This is a genomic window from Nocardia sp. NPDC051750 (genome assembly GCF_044453135.1).
In the GTDB taxonomy this organism is placed as follows: domain Bacteria; phylum Actinomycetota; class Actinomycetes; order Mycobacteriales; family Mycobacteriaceae; genus Nocardia.
Genome location: NZ_JBITCK010000001.1, coordinates 220,294 through 243,531, shown reverse-complemented (window position 1 = coordinate 243,531; position 23,238 = coordinate 220,294). Strand labels below are relative to the sequence as shown.

The window sequence follows — 23,238 nt, the reverse complement described above, 5'->3', positions numbered from 1 at the left end:
TGAACTAGATGGTTCAGTATGAGTTCTTGGACGCCTCCTTCGGGGCGCTCGCGGACCCCACCCGACGGGGCATCCTCGAGCGGCTCGGCCGTGGCCCCGCCACCGTCAGTGAACTGGCCGACGACTTCTCGATGACCCTCACCGGTATCAAGAAGCACATCCAGCTGCTCGAGGACGCCGGAATGGTGATCACCGAGAAGCGGGGCCGGGTGCGGTACTGCCGGATCGGCGCCGATGTTTTCGAACGGGAGGTGGCCTGGATGCAGGGCTACCGGCGGATGCTGGAAGCACGCATGGACCGTCTCGGCGAATTCCTGCAACGAACGGAGCACGAGAAATGAGCACTACCACCGAAGAAGTCGTCGTCACCCCCGCCGCGGACCGCGAAATCCGCGTGGAGCGTGTCTTCAACGCCGCCCGCGAACGGGTGTGGGACGCCTACACCCGCTCGAACAGCTCACCCAATGGTGGGGGCGGGGCAACCGGGTCGATGTCGAGCGCTGGGAGTTCCGGGTGGGCGGGCACTGGCGATTCGTCGAACGCTCCGACGGCGACAGTCACGGTTTCGAGGGCCGGATTCGCGAAATCGTGCCCCAGGAGCGGATTGTGCAGTCCTTCGAATGGGACGGAATGCCCGCCCACGTCGCCATCGACGCGGCCACCTTCGAGGACCTCGGCGACGGGCGCACCCGGGTGGTCACCGTCAGTCAGTTCCACACCCCGGAAGAGCGCGACGGCATGCTGCAGTCCGGGATGGCCGAAGGGCTGAACGCCAGCTACCGGGCGCTGGACGCCCTCCTGGCGAAGTAACCGGCGGACGGTCCGCCTCTCGGCTCACGTCGGAGCCGAGAGGCGCACTGTGCGTGGATCCCGAGCCAACCGGTAGCGCACGTGGCGCCCCGCAACCGCCGCTACCGGCCCTTTTTCACTCACCATATGAAGACTGCGAACTCGTTCACCGTTCGCTGTCCAACGTGGCCATCATCGGCTCCGGGTAGCGGCTGCCGTTCACCGCGGCGGCCGGTACGGCCGCGCCGATCGCCTCCTGTTCGGCCGGGGTGAGCGACACCGCCGCGGCGGCGATCGACTCGGCCCAGCGTTGCGCACTGCGGGTGCCGATGAGCGGGACGATATCCTCGCCGCGGCTCAGCACCCAGGCGATCGCGAGTTGCGCGGTGGTGATGCCCTTCTCCGTGGCCAGCCCGGCCAGGGTGTCGACAAGTTTCAGATTGGCGGCAAGATTCTCGCCTTGGAAACGGGGAATGCCCGCACGAGAATCGGCAAGCACCGCACCGTCGCGCCCGCGCAGCGAATCACTGAGCAGTCCGCGGCTGAGCACACCGTAGGCGGTGATTCCGATACCGAGTTCGCGGCAGGTGGGCAGGATTTCCGCTTCGATTCCGCGGGAGAACAGCGAGTACTCGATCTGCAGGTCGGTGATCGGATGCACCGCGGCCGCCCGGCGCAGAGTTTCGGCGCCCACCTCGGACAGCCCGATATGACGGACGTAGCCCGCCTCGATCATTTCGGCGATGGCGCCGACAGTGTCCTCGATCGGCACCGTGGGGTCGAGGCGCGCCGGGCGATAGATATCGATGTAGTCCACCCCGAGCCGCCGCAGGCTGTAGCTCAGGAAGTTCTTCACCGCAGCCGGCCTGGTGTCCATGCCCTGCCAGCTGATATCCGGGCCGAGCATGCCACCGAACTTCACGCTGAGGGTGACCTCGTCGCGCGGCCGGACGGCGATCGCCCGCCCGACCAGCATCTCGTTGTGGCCACTGCCGTAGAAGTCGCCGGTGTCGATGAGCCCGGCGCCGGAATCCAGCGCGGAATGAATTGTGGCCACCGATTCCGTTTCGTCGGCGGGCCCGTATGCGCCCGACAGGCTCATTGCGCCGAACCCGATACCTCCGACCGTGGGCCCGGTGCGGCCCAGCCGCGAGGCCTGCATCTGTGTATTCGTCATGGACTCCACTGTGGTGAGGTGTTCGCGACGTTGGCAGAGACGCTTTATCGGGGGAGCGGCGATCCCTGGCTGCCGGCGCCGCGGTGCGCGACAGTGGAGGTATGGAACGCAGCGACCTCGCCGACTTTCTTCGCCGGCGCCGCGAACAGCTGACCCCCGCGGAGGTCGGGCTGCCGCCCGGTTCGCGTCGCCGGACCCCGGGGCTGCGGCGGGACGAGGTGGCGCAGCTCGCCGGAATCTCGACCGACTACTACACCCGGTTGGAGCAGGCCCGGGGCCCGCGGCCGTCCACCCAGGTTCTTGCCGCGCTCACCCGGGCATTGCGGTACACCGGCGACGAACGCGACCACGTGTACTTCCTGTGCGACCAGGCACCGCCGGGCGGTAGCGGACCGGACAGGCACGTGGGCCCGGGGATGATGCACGTCCTCGCGAAGCTCGACGACACCCCGGCGGCCGTGGTCACCGATCTCGGCGAAACCCTGGTGCAGAACCGGATGCACATCCTGCTGATCGGCGATCAGACCGCACTGTCGGGCCGGAACCGTTTTTTTGCCTGGCGGTGGTTCACCGATCCGACGGCCCGTGATTTCTGCCCGCCGGACGATGCGGACCGGATAACCCGCCGCCAGGTGGCCGATCTGCGCGCCACCGCGGCACGCCGGGCGAAGGACCCCGATGTGCTCGATTTCGTCGGTGCGCTGCGTGCTGCCAGCGCCGAATTCGATCGGCTCTGGAACGAACACGCTGTGCAGGTCCGGTTTTCCGATGTGAAGAGCATTGTGCATCCGGAAGTCGGCGTGATCGCTTTCGACTGCGAAACCCTGCTCACCACCAGCGCCACCCAGCGGCTGTTGATCTACCGTCCCCGGCCGGGCACCGACGCCGCGGAGAAACTGGACCTGCTCCGAGTCATCGGCACCCAGCGCTTGGGCGGAGCGGAGCCGATAACCCGTCTCCGCCCCGCCCCGGCGCCCGGTCAGCGGCGTGCCGTGCTGCCCGACTAGCTGTCGGCCACAGCGCCCGTTCATGGTCGTCCGTGCTGCCCGACTGGCATCCGCCGAGGTACCCGGTCAGCGACATACCGCGGTGGCCGGTCGGTGGCCTGCCCGGTTCAATGCCCCGCTGCGGTGCAGACTCCTCGCCCGCGGCGGTGCTGGATTGCGCGGCCCGCGGCGGTGCTGGATTGCGCGGCCCGCCGCGGTGCCCCGCGCGGCGGTTGCGGCCGGGCCCGAACCAGCCGCCTCCTTCGTGCCCTATTCGCGGCCGGCGGAGGTGAAGGACATATCCGCGTAGCGCGGGCCCGCCACCTGTTCGGCGATCGGTTCCAGCCGGGCCAGCTCGTCGGCGCTCAGCGCGACGGTCGCCGCGGCGACATTCTCGGCGAGCCGGGTGCGGCGGCGGGTGCCCGGAATCGGAACGACCGGCAGGCCGTGCTCCTGCGCCCGGGAGTGCACCCAGGCCAGTGCGACCTGTGCGGGAGTCAGCCCCCGGTCTTCGGCGATCGCATGGAGGGGCGCCAGCAGGGCGGCGTTGTGTTCCGCGTTGTCGCCGGTGAAGCGCGGCATATGGCGCCGGAAGTCGGTATCGGTCAGTTCGCCGGCACCGGCGAACGAGCCGGTGAGAAAACCCCGGCCGAGTGGGGAGTAGGGAACGAAGGTGGTACCGAGTTCGGCCGCCGCGGGCACCGCGGTGCGTTCGACGTCGCGAGAGAACAGTGACCACTCCGATTGCACCGCGGCGATCGGATGGACCGCGTGCGCGGCACGCAATTCGTCACCGGTGACCTCGGAGAGCCCGAGCGCGCGCACCTTGCCCTGCTGGACGAGTTCGGCCATCACCCCGACGGACTCCTCGATCGGCACCGCGGGATCGCGCCGGTGCATGTAGTACAGGTCGATGGTGTCGATGCCCAAGCGGCGCAGGCTGCCGTCCACGGCGCCCCGGATATAGCCCGGTGAGTTATCGATTCCGCGATAGTGCGGATCGTCGGGTTTGCGGACGATGGCAAATTTGGTGGCCAGGACGAGGTGCTCGCGATTGGCGCGGACGAAATCGGCGAGGAACTCCTCGTTGTCGCCGGAGCCGTAGATATCGGCGGTATCGAACAGTGTGACGCCGAGTTCGAGCGCGCGCTCCAGGGTCGCGCGGGATTCGGCGCGGTCGGTGGGGCCGTAGAACTCGCTCATACCCATGCAGCCCAGGCCCTGGATACCGACTCGGATTCCGGTGGAGCCCAGGGGGCCGGTCGGCAGTGTTGCGGGGGTGGTCATTCGCGATATCCCTTCACGATGCGGCGTTATCGGGTGTCAGGGCGGCGGTCTGTTCTTCGTAGATCGAGATTTTGTAGTCCAGTACCGCCACGGTCTGCTGGAGTTCGGCGATGCGGTCGAGAACCTCGGTGCGGGTCGCCCGGAACATCGCGAGCCGTTCCGGGATGGTGCTCTCACCGGCCCGGACCAGCTCCGCGTAGCGGATCATGTCGGCCACCGACATGCCGGTCGTGCGCAACCGGGTGATCAGGGTCAGCCAGTCCAGGTCCCGGTCGCTGAACCGGCGTTTGCCGGTGTGGTCGCGACCGATATGGGAGAGCAGGCCGATGCGCTCGTACCAGCGCAGCGTGTCCTGGCTCAGCCCGCAGTGCCGGGCGGCCGCGCTGATCGTATGCCGGGGGACATCCCGTCCGGGCTCGTCCCGATTCGGTGCGGATAGGCTCACGGGTCTACCTTCCTGCCGAATTGTATTGCGCCACAAAATATTCTGCGTGGCGCACCGAAGTTCTCTCGTCGAACACCGATAACGCTAGCCACCTGGAGTGGACTCCAGGCAAACGGCGATCAGGAAATATTCATCCGTGCGGTCGCCGGCTGCGCGGCTTCAGCCGGCCACCGGGCAACGGCGGCGCCGGAATCCGCTGCTCCGGCGGATGGCCCTCGATATCACCGAAACGGTCGGTATCGCGCTGTTCCCAGGCTGCGCGGGCGGCGGCGATCTCGGCGTGATCCCGGGCCACGAAGTTCCACCACATCACCAGTTCTTCCGCCAGCGGCTCCCCGCCGATGAGTGCGAACCGGGCGCCGGTCGCGGTATTCAGGTCCACCGCGGTGCGACCGGTGCCCAGATACAGCAGCGGGCCGGGGCTCAGTTCGACTCCGGCCACGGTTACCGCGCCGGCGACCACCAGGACCGCGTACTCGAACTCGGGGTTCACCGGCAGTGTCGTCGTGGTGGCGGGGTCGACGACGATATCCGCGCCCACCAGGGGTGTGTAGATCATCGCCGGTGAGGTGACGCCGGCCAGCGTTCCCATCAGCACCGTGGCGCGTAGGCCCGGTGCGCGGTGGACCGGCAGCTCCCGGTGCTGTTCGAAATGCGGGGCGATGTCCCGGTGATCGTCGGGTAGCGCGACCCACAGCTGGAGTCCGCGACCGGCGGGGGCGTCGGGCACGGTGTATTCCGAATGCGCGATACCGCGACCGGAGGTCATCAGATTGAGCTGCCCCGGTTCGATCCGCACATCCGAGTGGACCGAATCCCGATGCCTGATCATGCCTTCGAAGGGCCAGGTGACGGTCTGCAGGCCGATATGCGGATGGGGATCGATATCGGGTGGAGCGCCGGTCACCGTCACAGTCGGTGCGCCGAAGTAGTCGAGGAAGCACCAGGCCCCCACGGTCGGCAGATCCCGCTGGGGCAGGGTGCGTTCGACATAGGTTCCGCGCACCCCGCCCAGCGGGACCTCACGCGCGGGATACAGCTCGGTTACCGGACCTGCTCCGGTAACCGGTTCACACAGTGTTTCGGCCGGAAAAGGGTCGAGATCACTCACCGTCGACGCTCACCACATGCGCGGAATACTCGGGATGCCGCTCCAGGTAGCTCCGGATGAACGGGCATTCGGGCCGGATCTTGTGCTCCCGTTCGATGGTGTCGCGGATCGCGAAGCCGGCCAGTTTGCTGCCCAGGCCCTTACCCTCGAAAGCCGAGTCGACTTCGGTGTGGGTGAATACCGTTTCGGAGCCGCGTTCGGTGTACTCGGCGAATCCGGCCAGATCGCCGCCGTAGAACACCTCGTAGCGGTTCTTCTCCGCATTGCGGGCGACTGTGCTCTGTTCGGTTGCTTCAGCCATCTCCAGCACTTCCTCTCGGTCGGGTACCTGTGCCGGCTGCGCCGGCCCGCCGAGCGCCAGCGTACTCAGCCTGCCCGGCCCGGCCGCCGTCCACCGAACGGCAGCCGGCCAGGAGTGCTGTCCGTATCTCGCGTGCCCCACCGCACGAGCGAGTCAGGCCCGGAGGCGGTAGCGAAGCGTGACCACGTAGGGGCCTCGCTCGTGCGCAATGGGCAGGGCACGAGCGAGTCAGGCCCGGAGGCGGTAGGGCGATACCTTCGCGTGCGCTACGGCCTACGCGTCAGGATGGTGACCGATCGCCGCCCTTGCTCGCGCGCATTCACACCGCGGCCGGTTCCGGGCACGTAACCTGGGACCATGGCGAAGGAAATCGACCGGGTCCGGGCGCGTTCGGCGTGGGCCACGGTCAAAGAGAGCCCGGTGATCACCGCGATCGCGGTGGCGCCGATCGTCGTGGTGTTCGGGCTGGTCTGGTGGCTGATCGGCGGCTGGGCGGCGTTCCTACTGCTGGTGCTGCTCGGCGCCGGAGCCGTTTTCGGCGGCAAACTGCTGCGCTGAATTGCTGCCGATCCGCTGCGCTGGGTCACCGCGAATCGCTGCGCTGAGCGGCTGCGGAACCGGTGGCCGGGCGGCTCCCGCTTGCGGCATCGTTGTGCGGAACCTGCTGTCTCGGGTGGGCCGGGTTTTGCTCAGCGGGGGATGTGGAAGGTGACCAGCTCGCCGGTGCCGGGACGCACCTCGTCCCAAGCGTGCGCGAAGCGCAGTACCGCCAGCGCCGAGGTCGGGAATTTGCGGCTGAGTCGTAGTGCGTCCTCGGTGTCGTGCTCGGCTGCCAGGTCCCAGGCCGTCCACGGCATGCCCGGAGCGTGCCCGATCACCAGCATTGTCGGCAACGCCGGATCGGCCGCCTGGATCAGTTCGATCAGATCGTCGGACTCCGCCCCGTAGATACCGGCGTCGAACTCGACCGGGGCAGTGATACCGGTGGCGGTGAGTGTCTCCCGGGTGCGGGTCGCGGTGGAACAGCGGACCGCGTCGACGGGTGGCTGGGTGGCGCGCAGCCAGTCCCCGGCCAGGGCGGCTTCCCGCAGGCCACGCGGCGCGAGTGGGCGTTCGTGGTCCCCTACTCCCGGCGGATACGCCGACTTCCCGTGCCGCATCAAGATCAGAGTTCGGATCATGGGACCACCGTAAGCACCCTCCGTGCGGAGACGCATAACACACTCGAGGCAAACTGAAAGCGGAGTCACAATGGAGGTGGGCCGGCGATCCCGGTCCACGCGCCATCGTCTCGCCCTGCTGACCGCGACCCGGAAGGCACCAGCCCGCACATAAGTCTCGAGGATCTGCACAAATATGGCCTACGTAATCACGCAGCGTTGTTGTAACGATGCCAGCTGCGTTTCCGAGTGCCCGGTCGACTGCATCCGCCCGACTCCGGACCAGCCGGAATTCGCCACGACCGAAATGCTCTACATCGACCCCGACACGTGCATCGACTGCGGCGCGTGTGTCGACGCGTGCCCGGTGGAGGCCATCTTCTCCGAGGACGATCTGTCCGCGTCGCTGGCCCGCTTCCGGGATATCAACGCCGCCTGGTTCGAGCGGCATCCCCTGGAATCCAACCTGGACCCCATCTCCACCCCGGTGCGACCGCCCAAGGAACTGGGTACGCTCCGCGTCGCCATCATCGGTGCCGGCCCGGCGGCCGCCTACGCGGCCGATGAGTTGCTGCGCCGATGCGACGTCCAGGTGGAGATGTTCGACCGGCTGCCCACGCCGTGGGGTCTGGTCCGCGCGGGTGTGGCTCCCGACCATCCCGGCACCAAAACGGTGGCGGGTATGTTCGAATCGGCCTTCCGCCGCGACACCTTGCAGTACTACCTCAACGTCGAGGTCGGTAAGCACATCAGCCACGAGGAACTGCTGGCCCACCATCACGCGGTTCTCTACGCGGTGGGTGCGTCCTCGGATCGGCGGATGGGGGTTCCCGGGGAGGATCTGCCCGGTAGCCACTCCGCGACCGAGTTCGTGGCCTGGTACAACGGTCATCCCGACTACGCCGACCGCACCTTCGACCTGTCGGGGGAGCGGGCGATCATCGTCGGTAACGGCAATGTCGCCCTCGATGTGGCCCGGGTACTGACCGTGCATCCGGACGAACTGGCGAAAACCGATATCGCCGATCATGCCTTGGCCGCGCTGCGCGACAGCAAGATCCGGGAAGTGGTCGTGCTGGGCCGGCGCGGACCGCTGCAGGCCGCTTACACGTCGCCGGAGTTCCTGGCGCTGGCGCATCTGTCCGGGGTCGACGTGATCATCGACCCGGCTGAATTGGAACTCGATCCGACCTCGCAGGCGCTGCTGGATGATCCGGATGTCGAACCGTCGCTGAAGTTGAAGTACACCCTGGCCGAGGAATTCGCCGCGAAACCGCCCACCGAGGGCAATAAGCGGATCGTCTTCAAGTATCTGGCCTCGCCCACCGAGGTGACCGGAACGGACAAGGTCGAGGGGCTGGAGGTCGCCCACAACGAGCTGGTCGATATCGACGGTGTCCTCAATGCCCGGGCCACCGACCGCACCGGAACCTACGAAGCGTCGCTGGTGTTGCGCTCGATCGGGTATCGCGGTGAGCCGGTGCCGGACCTGCCGTTCGACGAGAAGCGCGCGGTGGTGCCGAACGAGCACGGGCGGGTGACCGGCCCCGACGGCGCACCACTGAACGGTGTGTACGTCAGCGGCTGGATCAAGCGGGGGCCGCGTGGCGTGATCGGCTCGAACCGGGTCGATTCCGAGGAAACGGTCGAAGCGCTGATCGCGGACTTCATGTCGGGCAAGCTCGTCGCGCCCACCGGCGACCGGGACGCCCTTCGTGCCCTGGTGCAGGAACGCCAGCCGGATCTGGTGGACCGGATCGGCTGGAAGGCAATCGATCAGGCAGAACGGGGCGCCGGAAAGGAATCGGGGCGTCCACGGGTCAAGTTCACCACCCGCCCCGATTTGCTGCAGGCAGCCAAGGGAGAGTGAATCGTCCGCGCCTCGGCGGTCGTACGCGACGATCGCCGAGGCGCCCGGCCATTGCGCCGAGTCCAGCGAGGCCGCGCGCCGGAGGCGCGCCGAAATTACAGCGGCGAAATCCGGACCACGGTCGTGGTGATCCCGTCCACGACGAACCAGAGTCGCAGGGTCGGTCGGCTGTGTGTACGGTCGCCCGGTTCGTACCGGCTGCGGACACTGATGTGCTGGCGGGCCAGTACCGGCGCCACGTATTCGATCACGGCGCGATGCGGTCCGCTCACCAGCTTCGGATAGTCCACCAGGTACTGCTCCACGGCCTGCCAGTAGCAGGCGTTGTTCACATGGTTGAACTGGTCGATATCGGTCGCTCGCACGGGAAACAGCAGATCGGTATCGGATTCCGGCGGGGTCGGGTCGGTGAGCCACGGCCGCCACCGCAGCCGTTGCTCGCTCGTGGTCTGGGCGAGGTACGCCAGACCCGCGTCACTGATCCGGGCCGGCATATTGTTCGACTCGTTGATGTTGATCCAGAAACCCTCGGTCTCGATCAGCCCGCCACGGTCGCTGGTGATCCGGACCCGCATATTCGCCCAGCGGGTGGACATACTCGAACACCACCGCCGCAGCTGCACGTGGTCGGGCCACAGCACCGGCCGGATCACATCGACTACGGTGCGGCGGATGATCCAGCTGGGGTCGCTCTGCTCCAGAATGGTCTGCTGCAGATGTTCCCAGGCGATGTCCTGGAGGTAGCGGGCGATACCGTCGAGACGCACGCGGTTGTACGGATCCACGTCGCCGGCCCGCACCGGCCACGCCGAAACGAACCCCATGCCCTCCTGGGGTAGCGGGGCGAGTGGCTGATCGAGTGACACTTGTGCTCCTCGCGCGGCGGGTCGGGCCGCGGTACAACTTCTGAGTTTCCTGTGAGAAGACTTTACGGTGACCCGCGGAACCAGGGACGGGTGGTGCTGGGATACGCGCGCCGGGTATGGACTTACGCCGGGTGTGCCCGATAGTTTGATGTGGACGGGTGGATTGATACATATAAACCGTTTCGTCTCTATACGTGACGGTGAGCGAACAGAGAGGTCGGCATATGCGCGCAGCTCAGGTCAGCAAACTCGAGGGGCCGGAAGCGATCGAGATCGTCGACATCCCGGAACCGGCGCCGCTGCCCGGTGGCGTCGTCATCGACGTGCACGCGGCCGGTGTCGCCTTCCCGGACGTTCTGATGACCCGCGGCCTCTACCAGATGAAGCCCGCGATGCCGTTCGTCGTGGGCGGCGAGGTTGCGGGAGTGGTCCGGGAAGCGCCCGAAGGGGCGCATGTGAAACCGGGTGACCGGGTCTGCGCCCTGACCATGCTGGGTAATGCCATGGCCGAAGTGGCCACGGTCCCCGCCGAGATGGTTTTCACGCTGCCGGACAACATTTCCTTCGAAGAAGGCGCCGGCATCCTGTTCAACGACCTCACCGTGCATTTCTGCCTGCGCAATCGCGGCCGGCTCACAGCGGGCGAATCGGTGCTCGTGCACGGCGCCGCGGGCGGGATCGGCACCTCGACCCTGCGGATGGCGGCCGCGCTCGGTGCCGGGCGGGTGATCGCGGTGGTGAGCACCGAGGAAAAGGCCGAGGTCGCGCATGCCCACGGCGCCACCGATGTGGTGCTCACCGATGGCTGGGCGGCCCGGGTCAAGGAACTCACCGACGGCCGCGGCGTGGATATCGTGCTCGACCCGGTGGGCGGCGACCGCTTCACCGACAGCATCCGCTCGCTGGCGCGGGGCGGCCGCCTGCTGGTGGTGGGCTTCACCGGCGGTGATATCCCCACGGTCAAAGTGAATCGGCTGCTGTTGAAGAACGTCGAGGTGGTCGGTGCCGGCTGGGGCGAGTGGGTGCTGTCGCATCCCGGCTATCTGGCGGAGCAGTGGGCCGAGGTGGAGCCCTTGTTCGCGGCCGGGAAGATCGCGCCGCCGCAGCCGGTGCTGTTCCCGCTGGAGCAGGCCGCGCAGGCCGTGGCGTCGCTGGAAAACCGTGCGGCGACAGGCAAGGTCGTGGTCGCCCTCCGCTGAGCGGAGTCGCCGGTGGTTCGATCCGCCGGCGACCTGCGCCGCCTTCGGGCACGCTGTTTCGTCGGTATTGTTCACGTCATGCGGATCAGGTCGGCGATAGTCCTCGGGTTAACCGCGGCATTTGCTCTGACGGGGTGTGGTTCCGACGCAGGCTCCGAAGAAGCCGAAGGCCCCCGGGGGCCCGCCCCGAAGGTGGCCGCACTCGGTCCGTTCGTGGGGGAATGCGGGCATGTGACCGATGACGAGGTGCGGGATGTCGGAGGGCTGGGCCAGATCACGGGGTCGTTCAAGAACGCGGTCGGCTGCAATTGGCAATCCGGTGGGCTCAGTGGTGCGTCGATAACGTTCGCGTCGTACCGGGGCAGTCCGCTGGAGCGGGAGAAGGCCTGGGTCACCACCCACGGCCGGCCGCCCGAACCGATCACCGTGGGCGGGCGTACCGGTTTCGCGGCGCTGGATCCCCGCGGCCGCATCTGCGATCTGGCGGTGCAACTCGACGACGACTTCTTCGAATGGTCGACCTCGTTCGGCAGCTACAGCGATATCGGCGGGAATCCCTGCGATCGCAGCCGGGCACTCGCCGAACTGACCATCGAGCGGCTGGAGTGAGGCGATGACCTTCCGTGAACGAGTGACCGGTGGCCGCCGGATCCGCACGGTGGCCGCGTCGGCGGCGGTGCTGCTGACGGCCGCGTTCGGCGCCGGCTGCGGTAGTACGGTCGAGGGGACGCCGGTACCGGTCGGGGGCGGCGAGACGGTGGACACCGCGCAGATCGACAAACTGCTGCGCGAATGTGATGTGGTCACCGATCAGCAGATCATCGACGCGCTCGGCGGTAACACCTACATCAGCGATTCCTTCTTCGGCGCGGTATGTATGTGGGATATCGGCGGCGGTTCCGGGATGCTCACGCTGAACTGGTACGAGAACGGATCGCTGCGCAACGAACAGGCGACCAACGACAAACTCGGCTACACCAGCACGAAGACCACGGTGCAGGGCACGATCGCGCTGGAGATCCGCCGGCCCGGCGACCCGAATTCGTGCGGTATGACCGCCAGTGCCGCCGACTCCGGCGTGATCGGCTGGTGGGTGAATTCGTCCCCGGGCGGCGGCGCTGACCCGTGCGCGGCAGCGAAGAAACTCCTGGAACTCACTCTCAATATCGCGCGCTGATCGAATCCCTGCACTCCACCACCGAACCCACCCCTCAGCAATAGCCCCGCAGGACCCGGATGCCGGCACCACCACGGGCCCGCATGCTGCAGTCCCACGTTTCTGTACATGCGGTGGGTCGCATGCGGTGGTTCGGGGCCCGTCTCGGATCTGGACTGACGGAGCGGGGGAGCGAAGCGGAGGAGCGGAGGAGGGAAGATTCGAGACACGAGGGGGCCCCGAACCCGCGCCGCCGGAGGCGGCGCCGAAAACACAGCAACCTTCGCGGACGGCGCCACCTCGCACCTTCGCGGTCCGGTTCGCCTCACCGGATGACCGAGTCCGAGGCCGCGCGCAGCGAACACACCCATATCACACCCCACCCCTGTTTTGACCCCTCTTGCTACGTCCGAGTACAGTGGACGGCTGTGCCCGGAAGGATGCGGGCAAGTTCGAGCGCAGACGTAGGCCAGCGAGAGCGGCTGACGATTCCAGCGTGCCTGTAAATCGGGCCCTGAACTGCGCGCGACACGCCCGACCTCGGGACGCGAGAAACGTGGTTGGACGTGCGGGTGAAAGCTCGATGAACAGACCTGACACCGCCAGAACCGATTAAAGGAAAGCCGGTCTATGCCAACCATCAACCAGCTGGTCCGTAAGGGTCGTCGCGACAAGGTCGCCAAGACCAAGACCGCGGCCCTCAAGGGGAGCCCGCAGCGGCGTGGCGTGTGCACCCGCGTGTACACCACCACCCCGAAGAAGCCGAACTCCGCGCTCCGCAAGGTCGCGCGTGTTCGCCTGACCAGCGCGGTCGAGGTCACGGCCTACATCCCCGGCGAAGGTCACAACCTGCAGGAGCACTCGATGGTGCTCGTCCGCGGCGGTCGTGTGAAGGACCTCCCCGGTGTGCGTTACAAGATCATTCGCGGCTCTCTCGACACGCAGGGCGTGAAGAACCGCAAGCAGGCCCGCAGCCGTTACGGCGCCAAGAAGGAGAAGAGCTGATATGCCGCGCAAGGGCCCCGCACCCAAGCGTCCGCTGATCAACGACCCGGTCTACGGGTCGCCGCTGGTGACGCAGCTGGTCAACAAGATCCTGCTCGACGGCAAGAAGTCCACCGCCGAGCGCATCGTCTACGGTGCGCTCGAGCAGGCGCGTGAGAAGACGGGCACCGATCCGGTGGTCACTCTCAAGCGTGCGCTGGACAACGTCAAGCCGGCGCTCGAAGTGAAGCCCCGTCGCGTCGGTGGCGCCACCTACCAGGTGCCGGTCGAGGTTCGTCCGGGTCGCTCCAACACCCTCGCGCTGCGCTGGCTGGTCAACTACTCGCGGGCGCGCCGTGAGAAGACCATGATCGAGCGCCTGGCCAACGAACTGCTCGACGCCAGCAACGGCCTCGGTGCTTCGGTCAAGCGTCGCGAGGACACCCACAAGATGGCCGAGTCCAACCGGGCCTTCGCGCACTACCGCTGGTGATGTCTGTCCGGCCCATCGCTCCAGGGTCGGGAGGCTTACGGAAGCACCGCTTCCGCATTGACAGATATGACGGCCACACGGTCGTCGGCGAAAATCCCAACTAGCTACGAGCGGGGAAGATTTCCGTGGCACAGGACGTGCTCACCGACCTGAACAAGGTCCGCAACATCGGCATCATGGCCCACATCGATGCGGGCAAGACCACTACGACCGAACGCATCCTCTTCTACACCGGTGTGAACTACAAGATCGGCGAAACCCATGACGGGGCGTCGACCACCGACTGGATGGAGCAGGAGCAGGAGCGTGGCATCACCATCACCTCCGCGGCGGTGACCTGCTTCTGGAACCAGAATCAGATCAACATCATCGACACCCCGGGTCACGTCGACTTCACCGTCGAGGTGGAGCGCAGCCTGCGTGTGCTCGATGGCGCCGTCGCCGTCTTCGACGGCAAAGAGGGCGTGGAGCCGCAGTCCGAGCAGGTGTGGCGGCAGGCGGACAAGTACGACGTGCCCCGGATCTGCTTCGTCAACAAGATGGACAAGCTCGGTGCGGATTTCTACTTCACCGTGCAGACCATCAAGGACCGTCTGGGTGCCAAGCCGCTGGTCATCCAGCTGCCCATCGGCGCCGAGGACACCTTCGAGGGCATCGTCGACCTGGTCGAGATGAAGGCCAAGGTCTGGACCGGCGAGACCAAGCTGGGCGAGAAGTACGAAGTCCAGGACATCCCGGCCGATCTGGTCGAGAAGGCCGAGCAGTACCGCCAGGAGCTGCTCGAGACCGTCGCCGAGTCCGACGAAGCGCTGCTGGACAAGTTCTTCGGTGGCGAGGAGCTCTCGATCGACGAGGTCAAGGGCGCTATCCGCAAGATGACGGTCAACTCGGAGCTCTACCCGGTGCTGTGCGGTTCCGCGTTCAAGAACAAGGGCGTGCAGCCCATGCTCGACGCGGTCGTCGACTACCTGCCTTCGCCGCTGGACGTCGAGTCGGTGCAGGGGCATGCGCCCAGCAGCGAGGAAGAGGTCCTCACCCGTAAGCCGAGCGCCGAAGAGCCGTTCGCGGCGCTGGCGTTCAAGATCGCGGTGCACCCGTTCTTCGGCAAACTGACCTACGTCCGCGTGTACTCGGGCAAGGTCGATTCCGGCGCCCAGGTCATCAACGCGACCAAGGGCAAGAAGGAGCGTCTGGGCAAGCTGTTCCAGATGCACTCCAACAAGGAGAACCCGGTACCTCAGGTCAGCGCCGGCCATATCTACGCGGTCATCGGCCTGAAGGACACCACCACCGGTGACACCCTGTGCGATCCGAACAACCAGATCGTGCTGGAGTCCATGACCTTCCCGGACCCGGTCATCGAGGTCTCCATCGAGCCCAAGACCAAGTCCGACCAGGAGAAGCTGGGCACCGCGATCCAGAAGCTCGCCGAGGAGGATCCGACCTTCACGGTGAAGCTGGATCAGGAGACCGGCCAGACCGTCATCGGCGGTATGGGCGAGCTGCACCTGGACATCCTGGTCGACCGGATGAAGCGCGAATTCAAGGTCGAGGCGAACGTCGGCAAGCCGCAGGTGGCCTACCGCGAGACCATCACCAAGAAGGTCGAGAAGCTCGAATTCACCCATAAGAAGCAGACGGGTGGTTCGGGTCAGTTCGCGAAGGTGATCATCGCGCTGGAGCCGTTCATCGGCGAGGACGGTGCCACCTACGAATTCGAGAACAAGGTCTCCGGTGGCCGGGTGCCGAGGGAATACATCCCCTCGGTCGACGCGGGCGCACAGGACGCCATGCAGTACGGTGTGCTCGCCGGTTACCCGCTGGTCAACCTGAAGGTAATCCTGCTCGACGGTGCGTATCACGACGTCGACTCCTCGGAGATGGCGTTCAAGATCGCCGGCTCGCAGGCCCTCAAGGAAGCGGCCCGTAAGGCCGGTCCGGTGATCCTCGAACCGCTGATGGCGGTCGAGGTCACCACGCCCGAGGAATACATGGGCGATGTGATCGGCGACCTGAACTCCCGCCGTGGCCAGATCCAGGCCATGGAGGAACGCAGTGGTGCCCGTGTCGTCAAGGCGCTGGTTCCGCTCTCGGAGATGTTCGGCTACATCGGTGACCTGCGGTCGAAGACCCAGGGCCGGGCGAACTACTCCATGGTGTTCGATTCGTACGCGGAGGTTCCGGCCAACGTGTCGAAGGAGATCATCGCCAAGGCGACCGGCGAGTAAGTACCCCTCCGGGGCAGGTAGCTCGCCTGCCCCGGATCTCCCGGGAGTTTGTTCACCCGTTAGTTCCCCGCGTACGTGGGGATGACCCCCGCACTGCTGCAACTGCAAGCACCAACAAGTCCAGGAGGACCACACAGTGGCGAAGGCGAAGTTCGAGCGGACAAAGCCGCACGTCAACATCGGCACCATCGGTCACGTCGACCACGGCAAGACCACGCTGACCGCAGCGATCACCAAGGTGCTGGCGGAGAAGTACCCGGATCTGAACGAGAGCTTTGCCTTCGATCAGATCGATAAGGCGCCGGAGGAGAAGGCTCGTGGTATCACGATCAACATCTCCCACGTCGAATACCAGACCGAGAAGCGCCACTACGCGCACGTCGACGCCCCCGGTCACGCCGACTACATCAAGAACATGATCACCGGTGCGGCGCAGATGGACGGCGCCATCCTGGTGGTGGCCGCCACCGACGGCCCGATGCCGCAGACCCGTGAGCACGTGCTGCTCGCCCGCCAGGTCGGTGTGCCCTACATCCTGGTCGCGCTGAACAAGTCGGACATGGTCGACGACGAGGAAATCCTCGAGCTCGTCGAGATGGAGGTCCGCGAGCTGCTGGCTTCGCAGGAGTTCGACGAGGATGCCCCCGTCGTGCGTGTTTCCGGCCTGAAGGCGCTGGAGGGCGACGAGAAGTGGAGCGAGTCGATCGTCGAGCTGATGAACGCGGTCGACGAGTCGATCCCGGATCCGGTGCGTGAGACCGATCTGCCGTTCCTGATGCCGATCGAGGACGTCTTCACCATCACCGGTCGTGGCACCGTGGTCACCGGTCGTGTCGAGCGCGGCACGATCAGCCTGAACGCGGAGGTCGAGATCGTCGGCATCCGTCCGGAGAAGACCAAGACCACCATCACCGGTATCGAGATGTTCCGCAAGATGCTGGACAGCGCTGAGGCCGGTGACAATGCCGGTCTGCTGATCCGTGGTATCAAGCGTGAGGATGTGGAGCGCGGCCAGGTCGTGGTCAAGCCGGGCACCACCACCCCGCATACCGAGTTCGAGGGACAGGCCTACATCCTGTCGAAGGATGAGGGTGGCCGCCACACCCCGTTCTTCAACAACTACCGTCCGCAGTTCTACTTCCGTACGACTGACGTGACGGGCGTTGTGACCCTGCCCGAGGGCACCGAGATGGTTATGCCCGGCGACAACACCGAGATGTCGGTCGTGCTGATCCAGCCGGTCGCCATGGACGAGGGTCTGCGCTTCGCGATCCGCGAGGGTGGCCGCACCGTCGGCGCCGGTCGGGTTACGAAGATCCTGAAGTGATTCTCTGAATCGCTGAGAACGGCGTCGCTCCGAAAGGAGCGGCGCCGTTCTCATCTCACCAACCGCACGAAATCGGCGTGAGCACGTGGGTGGCCGTGATAACGCTCGAACTTCTCAGCCGATGTCGAAGGTGTCCGTGTCGATCGAAGGAGCTTGCTCTTGATGCGTAAGGCTGCTGCGGCCCTGTCACTCGCTTTCGCCGCCACGGCGGCCGGTGCCGGCACCATCGGTGCCACGCCGGAAATCCCCGTCACCTCCGAACCGTGCCCGGCTGTCCCTGCCGACCGGGTGGACGGTGCCGTCAGCCGGCTGCCGCAAGCTTTCCCGGGCGTCCCGTGGGACGTGACGGGAAGCGGTTCGTCCATCGACTGCACACTGAACTGGGTGCAGGTCGACCCGAATGGAGCAACCGGCAGCTCACCCAGACATATCCTGCTCTTCGACCACTTCAAATACGGGAGCACAGCGACCGAGGATCCCGAGGCATTCGTCACTGTCGCCGGCAGCGACGCTCCAGGGCAGATCACCATCACGTTCAGGTGGCTGAACCCCGGCGACCCCAACGCGAACCCCACAGGCCGGGCCGATGTGCGTTACGAGCTCTTCCCGCAGTCACCGCCCGGGCCGATCGATCCGATTCCGCCTGAGGTGACCGGCTGACGAACGCCCAGCTCGTCAGGTCGAACGATCCATGGAGACGAATCGTCGGTGCCGGTCGGGTTACAAAGGTGTTCTGATCGCCTACGAGCGCGGAACGATCGACCGCGCAGCCTATGACGACGACGATCTGTCGATAGCGGCAGTGACCGTCGTGGAGTTTCGGGTCGGGATCGAACTGGCCGACACTGCTGAGCGAGCGGTCCAACGCTCCCGTCGACTCGCGTTGCTGCTTGCCGACCTCGACATTCTCGAGTACACCGAAGCCACAGCCACTCGTCATGCCCAGCTCCTGGCCCAGGTGCGCCGATCGGGTAGGCCCCGCGGCGCACACGATCTGATCATCGCCGCGCATGCTGCGGAAACCGGCCGTACTGTCGTTTCACTCGATACGAAGGCGAAGTTCGGTGATCTCGAAGGCGTCACAGCGATAACGCCTTGATGCCGGGACGGGCGTGCGCCGAGTCCGGCCTTTCAGCGGCATGCTGCCGGAGGTGCGGATTAGTGTTGTGTCATGAAAATAGGTCGTATATCGATCATTTGCGTAATCGCGCTCGCATCAATATTCGCAGCTGCCGGCACGGCCGCTGCGGCCACGACTACTCCCTTTCGGGTCGGTCCCCAACTCATCCTGAGTTTCGGCGCGCCCAGTGGATCCGATTGCGTTGTCACAGTCGGGGAACAGTCCGGCGTGGTTGTTGTCTCGGGCGGCGTTCACCTTCCGCAACCGTCTGTGTCCGGCCGGGGGTGGGGCTGTTTGAACTCTGCGCCGGTGCACTGGTTCAACCTGTCCACCGGGGTCGGTGGCACCGCGCAGACGTCCGATGGTCTCTTCGGGCGGCCGGCCGAGGCGACACTGCACACCGGTGTGGGGCAGGTTGCCATCGTTGTCAACGGCTCCGGCTACACGCCTGGATTCACCACGGTCTTCGTGCCCTAGGGTTCGGTGCCGGTTGCTTTCTCGACCGGCCATCGTGGTTCCCGAGTCGGTGACAGAATCTTCGACCGTCTCGGAGACTACGAGCTGCGGTCCTCCGGGGCGTTCACCGCTGGTCAGGGCTGGATGTTTGCCAAGTCCTGTAGGAGGCCGGGGTGCTGGGGTTTCCAGCCGAGGGTCTGCTGGGTGTGGGTGCTGGACGCGGGCTGGTCGGTGGCGAAGACGGGGCCCAGGGGGCCGTAGGTTTCCGGCGGCACCGATTCGACCGGCACGCCGAGCCGGCCAAGTGGATGACACCGTCGGCCCGAGCGGCGCCGGTGCGGAGGGTGTCGAGATCGGCGAGAGTTCCGCGGAGCGGTTCGGCACCGGCCTGTTCGGCGGCCCGCGCCGAGGTGTCGGAGCGGACGAGCGCGAGGACGGTGTGACCCATGGGTCGATGGGAGCCGGGAGCACGCGAACGCCTTGTCGTGGCTGCCGTCGACCTGTTCACCGAGCAAGGATACGACGCCACCACGGTCGCGCAGATCGCCGAGCGTGCCGGGGTCACCAAGAGCACCTTCTTCCGGTACTTCCCCGATAAGCGGGAACTGCTGGTGGCCGGGCAAGAGACGCTGAGCCGGCTGTTGACCGAGGGCATCGCGGAAGCACCCGATAAGGCAGGCCCGCTCGAAGCGGTCGCAGCCGGTCTCGAACGGGCCTCGACCTCGCTGGGCCCGGCGAGTCGTGAGCTCGCGCCCCGCCTGAAGGCGGCCGTCGCCGCAAGCAGCGAACTCCGGGAGCGTGACGCCCTCAAGAGCGTCGGCCTCGCGGCCGCGATGACCACCGCGCTGGTCGCGCGTGGTGTGCCCGCCGTGACCGCGGCGCTCGCGAGCGAATTGGGCGTCCTCGCCTTCAAACGCGGGTACGCCGAATGGGCCGAGGGCGATCGAGCCGGTGACGACGACCTCGCCGGGTATGTCCTGACGGCCTTGAACGAACTGCGCGCGGCGAGCGCCTCGCTGGGCTGACCGGACGACCTCATCGGCTGTCCGCGCGCCGGGCGGTGCGCGCTGCCGATATCCGCGCACGTGGTTCGACAGCGCCCCACCGGTTTCGGTCGTGGACGGCAGGAACCGGCAAGCCGGCGGACCGCAGCGCCGCTGTCCGGGTCGAGCGGCGGCGCTGCGAGCCGGCGTCAGGATTCGCGGGCGGCCTGGAGGAGGGCGTTGGCGAATTTCACCATCTGGGCGGGGCCGCCGTACCAGGCGGAGATGGCCGAGAGGACCGCGGAGCGGGCGTCGCGGGCGGCCCGGGCGACCTCGGCCGCCGACACCTCACCGGCCTCGGCCTGGCCGGCCAGAATTTCGAGATCATCGCTTGCGGTGAGCAAACGCATGATGAGGTGGATGTCGATATCGGCGCCTTCCTCGCTGCGACCGTGCCGGGATGTGGTGTCGGCCGGCGCGGTCGGCCGCCCGGTTCCGGACAGGGCGGAGACGAGCTCTGTCGCGGCCGGCTCCGACTGGGCGGGCAGCGGTGCCGTCGATGCCTCGGCGGCCTCGCGGGCGCGCCGGGATCGGCGCGTTTCCAGCGGCGGACGGGAATCGTCCGAGCCGGTGTGCGTATCCGGCGCGGTACTACCGGGCTCCTCGTCGGGGACCAGCGTCAGCGGCGAACCACCGCCGCGACGGGATAGGACCTGCGCTTCGGGGGTGTCTTCCGGGTCCGGGACGCTCGGTTCGGTGAGCCGGGGGGCCGCGGCGGGTTCCTGCTCCGAATCGAGGATCCGGGACAGTATTTCGGCGACCGGAGCCGCGGAATCCTCGTCGGAACCGTGGCTGTGCACCGGCTCCGGGTCCAGCAGGCGGTCCAGTATCGGGGTGCTGTCCGCCGGTGGCGCGAGACGCTGCGGGAGCCCGGTACCGGTCGTCCGGGTGTCGGTATCGGCGTCGTCGTCCACCAGGGCGGCAGCGCGCGATGCGGCGGAATCCGCTTCTCGTGCGTCGGAACCGGAGAGGTTGCCGCTATCCGGGTTGTATCGCGATGCGGACCGCGGTAGCCGGCGGGCAGGCAGGTCCGCCGGGCGGGCGCTGTCGGAGCTGTCGAGGCCGGCCGGCGTCCGAACCGGCTCCGCCGAATCGAATCCCGTGGTGGCGCCGGATGCCTCCCGGGGGCCGGAGTTGTCCTCGTTGCCGAGAGGGGCGCGCCGCGCTGCGGAGCGGGGCAACCGGCGGGCGGGCAGCGGTGCGGCGGAATCTTCTTCGCCGCTGGGTGTGGACGTATGCGCCTGCGGCGCGCGGGTGGGCAGGGCTACCGCCGATGGCTCGGACGGGCCGGGATCCTCGGCCGGGCTCGGCAATTCGTAGGGGTCGGCGGCACTCGTGGCGGGATCATCCGTTCGTTCGGGGAGGTGCTGGTCTTCGAACGGATTGAACTGGTCGGCGGTTTCGGGCGGTTCGGTCAGATCCAGTTTCCGGCGGCGGCCACCGCTTTCCAGGGGATGCGGGACCGCTTCCTCGCCGATCGAACTGAGCCAGCTGGGCAATGCGCCGGTATCGGCGGACGAGGTGCCGAGCGATTCGGATTCGCTGGGTAACGAGTGATAGGTGCCCGGGTCACCGGGCGCGGGCAGCGAGTGTGCCGAGCCGTGGGTTTCGGCCTGGTCCGCGGTCGGCAGCTGGGTGGTTGCGGCGCCGGAGAGCTGGGCGAGGCTGCCGGACTGGGAGTTCCCGGACGGAACCGTCAGCTCACCGGAGGACGGATCCGCCTGGTACGTACCGGGCATGGGGATCCGCGGCGAGGACGACAACGCGGGCCCCGGGGCGCCGGATGGAGAAATACGGGGCATCGCCGCGGAATCGGCCTGCCCGGGCGCCCGGTGCGGCAGGTCCCGACCGGTGGCCCGGCTGGGCAGGGCTGTTGTTTCGGCTCCGTCGTCGGGCAGGTACGGGGGGTCGTCGGCCAGGGGTGTGGTGAAACGGGAATTCGGTTCGTGATCAGCGGGGCCCGCCGGTGCGTCACCGATGACGCCGGAGGTGTTCCAGGCCGCGAACGGGTCGAGAGCCGCTGAACCACCGGTGTCCTGCGGGTTCTGCTGCTGGTTGGATGGTGGTGCGGGGGTCCACGTGTAGCCCCGATCCGGGACGGATTCGGGTAGGTTCGTGGCGCCGTTCGATCCCTCCGCCGAATCGAATCCGTTCGATCCGAAGCCGGCGAAGCCCCTCGACTCGGAGTCCCACTGTCCGTGCCCGTACTCCTCCCGGCGGGCGCGGCGTTCGTCTCCGAGGCTGGCGTTTTCGGCATTCATGCGCTCATTCTTACCCACCCGGGTGGGCTTCGTTCTAGTGCGCGAAGCTCCCCACCACCCCGGAAAGCGCCATGGGTGATCAGGATTACATCGATGCCGAGGTTGCCGCGCACGCGCCGAGGTCGCAACGGTATCCGGACGCGGCTCGTTGACGTGCCAGGACGGTGCGATGTCGGTACCCGCGGGGACCCGGATCAGCTGTTGCCGGAATCCGCACGCGAGTTTGCTGGGACGGCGCCCTCTTCCCCGCGGTGTCGATGGCGCAATTGTGCCGAAGGCTACCGAGGGGTGAGTGCGCCGTAAGTGTGTGCCGGCTGGAGTAGAGGTGCGGTGGCGCGCACGGCCGAAATGTGGTCGCACGAGGACCGCCCGCCGGGTTCGTCCGGTGGGTGGTCCGATGCGGCGGTCAGTGGTGCGGTGCCGCCCGGTGCATACGTCCCGCAACGGCCGGCAGCGCCGCGACCGCAAGCACCACGGTCACGAGCCCGACGACCCACGACGTCCACGCGGCGCCGTTGTACGAGGTGTAGTCCATGACCCAGGGCGCGAGGAACAGCAGCGCGCCGAACAGACCCATGGCGTAATCCGTGGACGCCATCGCCGGCCGGTACATCTGGGCGAGCCCGGTGAGCGCGATGAGCACTCCGAGAATGATCATCGTCCACACTGCCCGATCATTGGTCGCTACCCAGATCGGGGAGAGGGCGGTGAACGCTCCGAGTACCACGGCCAGGAAATCCTGGGTCCGGCTTTCGGTGAACATAATGGCCTCCTGAGACTGGAAACAGGTCCGTGGACAGGGCCTGACCTCGGTATAGCGTTCCGCGGGCAGCCGGTCGATATCGCAACGGACACGATTGCGCGGCGAAACGATGCGCGTCGGGGCGCTTCCGCCGCCGGGCCGCGCAAGTTAGGGTGGGCTACACAGTTTTCTATAACCTGTTTCAGGCGCGGCGCGAGCGGGCCGCGGGAGGGAGTT

General features: G+C 66.9%; 25 protein-coding genes and 1 pseudogene. 16 read left to right on the top strand and 10 right to left on the bottom strand.

Going from position 1 to position 23,238, the window contains the following annotated elements; translation table 11 throughout:
• The first annotated feature begins 8 nt into the window (after positions 1–8).
• Positions 9–341: an ArsR/SmtB family transcription factor gene (locus tag ACIA75_RS00845; RefSeq protein WP_397098480.1), complete on the top strand. Its 333-nt coding sequence runs from the start codon at positions 9–11 to the stop codon at positions 339–341.
• Positions 338–810, top strand: a pseudogene (locus ACIA75_RS00840) (SRPBCC family protein). The gene ACIA75_RS00845 and the pseudogene ACIA75_RS00840 overlap by 4 nt, the downstream one beginning before the upstream one ends.
• 145 nt (positions 811–955) lie before the next feature.
• Here ACIA75_RS00840 and ACIA75_RS00835 read toward each other — a convergent pair.
• Positions 956–1,966, bottom strand: coding sequence for an aldo/keto reductase (locus ACIA75_RS00835; RefSeq protein WP_397098478.1), 1,011 nt, complete (start codon positions 1,964–1,966; stop codon positions 956–958).
• Between the two features lie 101 nt (positions 1,967–2,067).
• Between ACIA75_RS00835 and ACIA75_RS00830 the strand changes: the two genes are divergently transcribed.
• Positions 2,068–2,973: a helix-turn-helix transcriptional regulator gene (locus ACIA75_RS00830; RefSeq protein WP_397098476.1), complete on the top strand. Its 906-nt coding sequence runs from the start codon at positions 2,068–2,070 to the stop codon at positions 2,971–2,973.
• Positions 2,974–3,222: 249 nt separating this feature from the next.
• Here the strand turns inward: ACIA75_RS00830 and ACIA75_RS00825 are convergent, their stop codons facing one another.
• The 4 genes from ACIA75_RS00825 to ACIA75_RS00810 form a co-directional block, all read right to left on the bottom strand.
• Complete coding sequence (locus ACIA75_RS00825) at positions 3,223–4,239, bottom strand: aldo/keto reductase (RefSeq protein ID WP_397098474.1); 1,017 nt, start codon at positions 4,237–4,239, stop codon at positions 3,223–3,225.
• A gap of 13 nt (positions 4,240–4,252) precedes the next feature.
• On the bottom strand, positions 4,253–4,684 hold the full coding sequence (locus ACIA75_RS00820; protein ID WP_397098472.1) for a MerR family transcriptional regulator: 432 nt from the start codon (positions 4,682–4,684) through the stop codon (positions 4,253–4,255).
• A 130-nt stretch (positions 4,685–4,814) separates the two neighbouring features.
• A complete protein-coding gene (locus ACIA75_RS00815) occupies positions 4,815–5,795 on the bottom strand; it encodes a pirin family protein (protein ID WP_397098470.1) in 981 nt (326 codons plus the stop codon).
• Entirely contained in the window at positions 5,788–6,096 is a 309-nt protein-coding gene (locus ACIA75_RS00810) for a GNAT family N-acetyltransferase (RefSeq protein ID WP_397098468.1), read from the bottom strand. The genes ACIA75_RS00815 and ACIA75_RS00810 overlap by 8 nt, the downstream gene beginning before the upstream one ends.
• 357 nt (positions 6,097–6,453) lie before the next feature.
• On the opposite strand from ACIA75_RS00810, the gene ACIA75_RS00805 reads away from it, so the two are divergent.
• A complete protein-coding gene (locus tag ACIA75_RS00805; protein ID WP_397098467.1) occupies positions 6,454–6,654 on the top strand; it encodes a hypothetical protein in 201 nt (66 codons plus the stop codon).
• Positions 6,655–6,785: 131 nt separating this feature from the next.
• Here the strand turns inward: ACIA75_RS00805 and ACIA75_RS00800 are convergent, their stop codons facing one another.
• Positions 6,786–7,277 carry a SixA phosphatase family protein gene (locus ACIA75_RS00800; RefSeq protein ID WP_397098464.1) on the bottom strand — a complete coding sequence of 164 codons (492 nt, stop codon included), beginning with the start codon at positions 7,275–7,277 and terminating at the stop codon, positions 6,786–6,788.
• Positions 7,278–7,452: 175 nt separating this feature from the next.
• Here ACIA75_RS00800 and ACIA75_RS00795 point away from each other — a divergent pair, with 175 nt between their 5' ends.
• On the top strand, positions 7,453–9,126 hold the full coding sequence (locus tag ACIA75_RS00795; RefSeq protein ID WP_397098462.1) for a 4Fe-4S binding protein: 1,674 nt from the start codon (positions 7,453–7,455) through the stop codon (positions 9,124–9,126).
• 95 nt (positions 9,127–9,221) lie between these two features.
• On the opposite strand, the gene ACIA75_RS00790 is transcribed toward ACIA75_RS00795, so the two are convergent.
• Positions 9,222–9,992: an acyl-[acyl-carrier-protein] thioesterase gene (locus ACIA75_RS00790; protein WP_397098460.1), complete on the bottom strand. Its 771-nt coding sequence runs from the start codon at positions 9,990–9,992 to the stop codon at positions 9,222–9,224.
• 224 nt (positions 9,993–10,216) lie between these two features.
• Between ACIA75_RS00790 and ACIA75_RS00785 the strand changes: the two genes are divergently transcribed.
• The 10 genes from ACIA75_RS00785 (at position 10,217) to ACIA75_RS00740 (ending at position 18,976) form a co-directional block, all read left to right on the top strand.
• Positions 10,217–11,191, top strand: coding sequence for an NADPH:quinone oxidoreductase family protein (locus tag ACIA75_RS00785; RefSeq protein WP_397098458.1), 975 nt, complete (start codon positions 10,217–10,219; stop codon positions 11,189–11,191).
• Positions 11,192–11,269: 78 nt separating this feature from the next.
• Positions 11,270–11,800, top strand: coding sequence for a DUF3558 domain-containing protein (locus ACIA75_RS00780; RefSeq protein WP_397098456.1), 531 nt, complete (start codon positions 11,270–11,272; stop codon positions 11,798–11,800).
• Between the two features lie 4 nt (positions 11,801–11,804).
• Positions 11,805–12,368, top strand: a complete 564-nt coding sequence (locus ACIA75_RS00775) for a DUF3558 domain-containing protein (RefSeq protein ID WP_397098454.1) — start codon at positions 11,805–11,807, stop codon at positions 12,366–12,368.
• 609 nt (positions 12,369–12,977) lie between these two features.
• The gene (gene rpsL, locus ACIA75_RS00770; protein ID WP_014353064.1) at positions 12,978–13,352 is read left to right on the top strand and encodes a 30S ribosomal protein S12; all 375 of its coding nucleotides are present in this window, start codon (positions 12,978–12,980) and stop codon (positions 13,350–13,352) included.
• A gap of 1 nt (position 13,353) precedes the next feature.
• Complete coding sequence (gene rpsG, locus ACIA75_RS00765; RefSeq protein WP_030525248.1) at positions 13,354–13,824, top strand: 30S ribosomal protein S7; 471 nt, start codon at positions 13,354–13,356, stop codon at positions 13,822–13,824.
• A 125-nt stretch (positions 13,825–13,949) separates the two neighbouring features.
• The gene (gene fusA, locus ACIA75_RS00760) at positions 13,950–16,052 is read left to right on the top strand and encodes an elongation factor G (protein ID WP_397098451.1); all 2,103 of its coding nucleotides are present in this window, start codon (positions 13,950–13,952) and stop codon (positions 16,050–16,052) included.
• A 136-nt stretch (positions 16,053–16,188) separates the two neighbouring features.
• Entirely contained in the window at positions 16,189–17,379 is a 1,191-nt protein-coding gene (gene tuf / locus ACIA75_RS00755; RefSeq protein WP_397098449.1) for an elongation factor Tu, read from the top strand.
• A gap of 162 nt (positions 17,380–17,541) precedes the next feature.
• On the top strand, positions 17,542–18,039 hold the full coding sequence (locus ACIA75_RS00750) for an LppP/LprE family lipoprotein (protein ID WP_397098447.1): 498 nt from the start codon (positions 17,542–17,544) through the stop codon (positions 18,037–18,039).
• 31 nt (positions 18,040–18,070) lie between these two features.
• A complete protein-coding gene (locus tag ACIA75_RS00745) occupies positions 18,071–18,478 on the top strand; it encodes a PIN domain-containing protein (RefSeq protein WP_397098445.1) in 408 nt (135 codons plus the stop codon).
• Between the two features lie 315 nt (positions 18,479–18,793).
• Positions 18,794–18,976, top strand: a complete 183-nt coding sequence (locus tag ACIA75_RS00740; protein ID WP_397098443.1) for a hypothetical protein — start codon at positions 18,794–18,796, stop codon at positions 18,974–18,976.
• 113 nt (positions 18,977–19,089) lie between these two features.
• Here the strand turns inward: ACIA75_RS00740 and ACIA75_RS00735 are convergent, their stop codons facing one another.
• A complete protein-coding gene (locus ACIA75_RS00735; RefSeq protein WP_397098441.1) occupies positions 19,090–19,245 on the bottom strand; it encodes a hypothetical protein in 156 nt (51 codons plus the stop codon).
• A 156-nt stretch (positions 19,246–19,401) separates the two neighbouring features.
• Between ACIA75_RS00735 and ACIA75_RS00730 the strand changes: the two genes are divergently transcribed.
• Complete coding sequence (locus ACIA75_RS00730; protein ID WP_397098439.1) at positions 19,402–19,980, top strand: TetR/AcrR family transcriptional regulator; 579 nt, start codon at positions 19,402–19,404, stop codon at positions 19,978–19,980.
• 167 nt (positions 19,981–20,147) lie between these two features.
• Here the strand turns inward: ACIA75_RS00730 and ACIA75_RS00725 are convergent, their stop codons facing one another.
• The gene (locus ACIA75_RS00725; protein ID WP_397098437.1) at positions 20,148–22,259 is read right to left on the bottom strand and encodes a hypothetical protein; all 2,112 of its coding nucleotides are present in this window, start codon (positions 22,257–22,259) and stop codon (positions 20,148–20,150) included.
• Positions 22,260–22,665: 406 nt separating this feature from the next.
• Complete coding sequence (locus tag ACIA75_RS00720; protein ID WP_397098436.1) at positions 22,666–23,022, bottom strand: SPW repeat protein; 357 nt, start codon at positions 23,020–23,022, stop codon at positions 22,666–22,668.
• Positions 23,023–23,238 lie beyond the last annotated feature (216 nt).

Bases quoted from the DNA above. Each gene is read 5' to 3' on its own strand.
- ACIA75_RS00720 (WP_397098436.1), bottom strand. From the start codon at position 23,022: ATGTTCACCGAAAGCCGGACCCAGGATTTCCTGGCCGTGGTACTCGGA.
- ACIA75_RS00800 (WP_397098464.1), bottom strand. From the start codon at position 7,277: ATGATCCGAACTCTGATCTTGATGCGGCACGGGAAGTCGGCGTATCCG.
- ACIA75_RS00805 (WP_397098467.1), top strand. From the start codon at position 6,454: ATGGCGAAGGAAATCGACCGGGTCCGGGCGCGTTCGGCGTGGGCCACG.
- ACIA75_RS00725 (WP_397098437.1), bottom strand. From the start codon at position 22,259: ATGAATGCCGAAAACGCCAGCCTCGGAGACGAACGCCGCGCCCGCCGG.
- ACIA75_RS00750 (WP_397098447.1), top strand. From the start codon at position 17,542: ATGCGTAAGGCTGCTGCGGCCCTGTCACTCGCTTTCGCCGCCACGGCG.
- ACIA75_RS00845 (WP_397098480.1), top strand. From the start codon at position 9: ATGGTTCAGTATGAGTTCTTGGACGCCTCCTTCGGGGCGCTCGCGGAC.
- ACIA75_RS00730 (WP_397098439.1), top strand. From the start codon at position 19,402: ATGGGTCGATGGGAGCCGGGAGCACGCGAACGCCTTGTCGTGGCTGCC.
- ACIA75_RS00785 (WP_397098458.1), top strand. From the start codon at position 10,217: ATGCGCGCAGCTCAGGTCAGCAAACTCGAGGGGCCGGAAGCGATCGAG.
- ACIA75_RS00835 (WP_397098478.1), bottom strand. From the start codon at position 1,966: ATGACGAATACACAGATGCAGGCCTCGCGGCTGGGCCGCACCGGGCCC.
- ACIA75_RS00745 (WP_397098445.1), top strand. From the start codon at position 18,071: ATGGAGACGAATCGTCGGTGCCGGTCGGGTTACAAAGGTGTTCTGATC.
- rpsL (WP_014353064.1), top strand. From the start codon at position 12,978: ATGCCAACCATCAACCAGCTGGTCCGTAAGGGTCGTCGCGACAAGGTC.
- rpsG (WP_030525248.1), top strand. From the start codon at position 13,354: ATGCCGCGCAAGGGCCCCGCACCCAAGCGTCCGCTGATCAACGACCCG.
- ACIA75_RS00780 (WP_397098456.1), top strand. From the start codon at position 11,270: ATGCGGATCAGGTCGGCGATAGTCCTCGGGTTAACCGCGGCATTTGCT.
- ACIA75_RS00825 (WP_397098474.1), bottom strand. From the start codon at position 4,239: ATGACCACCCCCGCAACACTGCCGACCGGCCCCCTGGGCTCCACCGGA.
- ACIA75_RS00775 (WP_397098454.1), top strand. From the start codon at position 11,805: ATGACCTTCCGTGAACGAGTGACCGGTGGCCGCCGGATCCGCACGGTG.
- ACIA75_RS00830 (WP_397098476.1), top strand. From the start codon at position 2,068: ATGGAACGCAGCGACCTCGCCGACTTTCTTCGCCGGCGCCGCGAACAG.
- ACIA75_RS00795 (WP_397098462.1), top strand. From the start codon at position 7,453: ATGGCCTACGTAATCACGCAGCGTTGTTGTAACGATGCCAGCTGCGTT.
- ACIA75_RS00810 (WP_397098468.1), bottom strand. From the start codon at position 6,096: ATGGCTGAAGCAACCGAACAGAGCACAGTCGCCCGCAATGCGGAGAAG.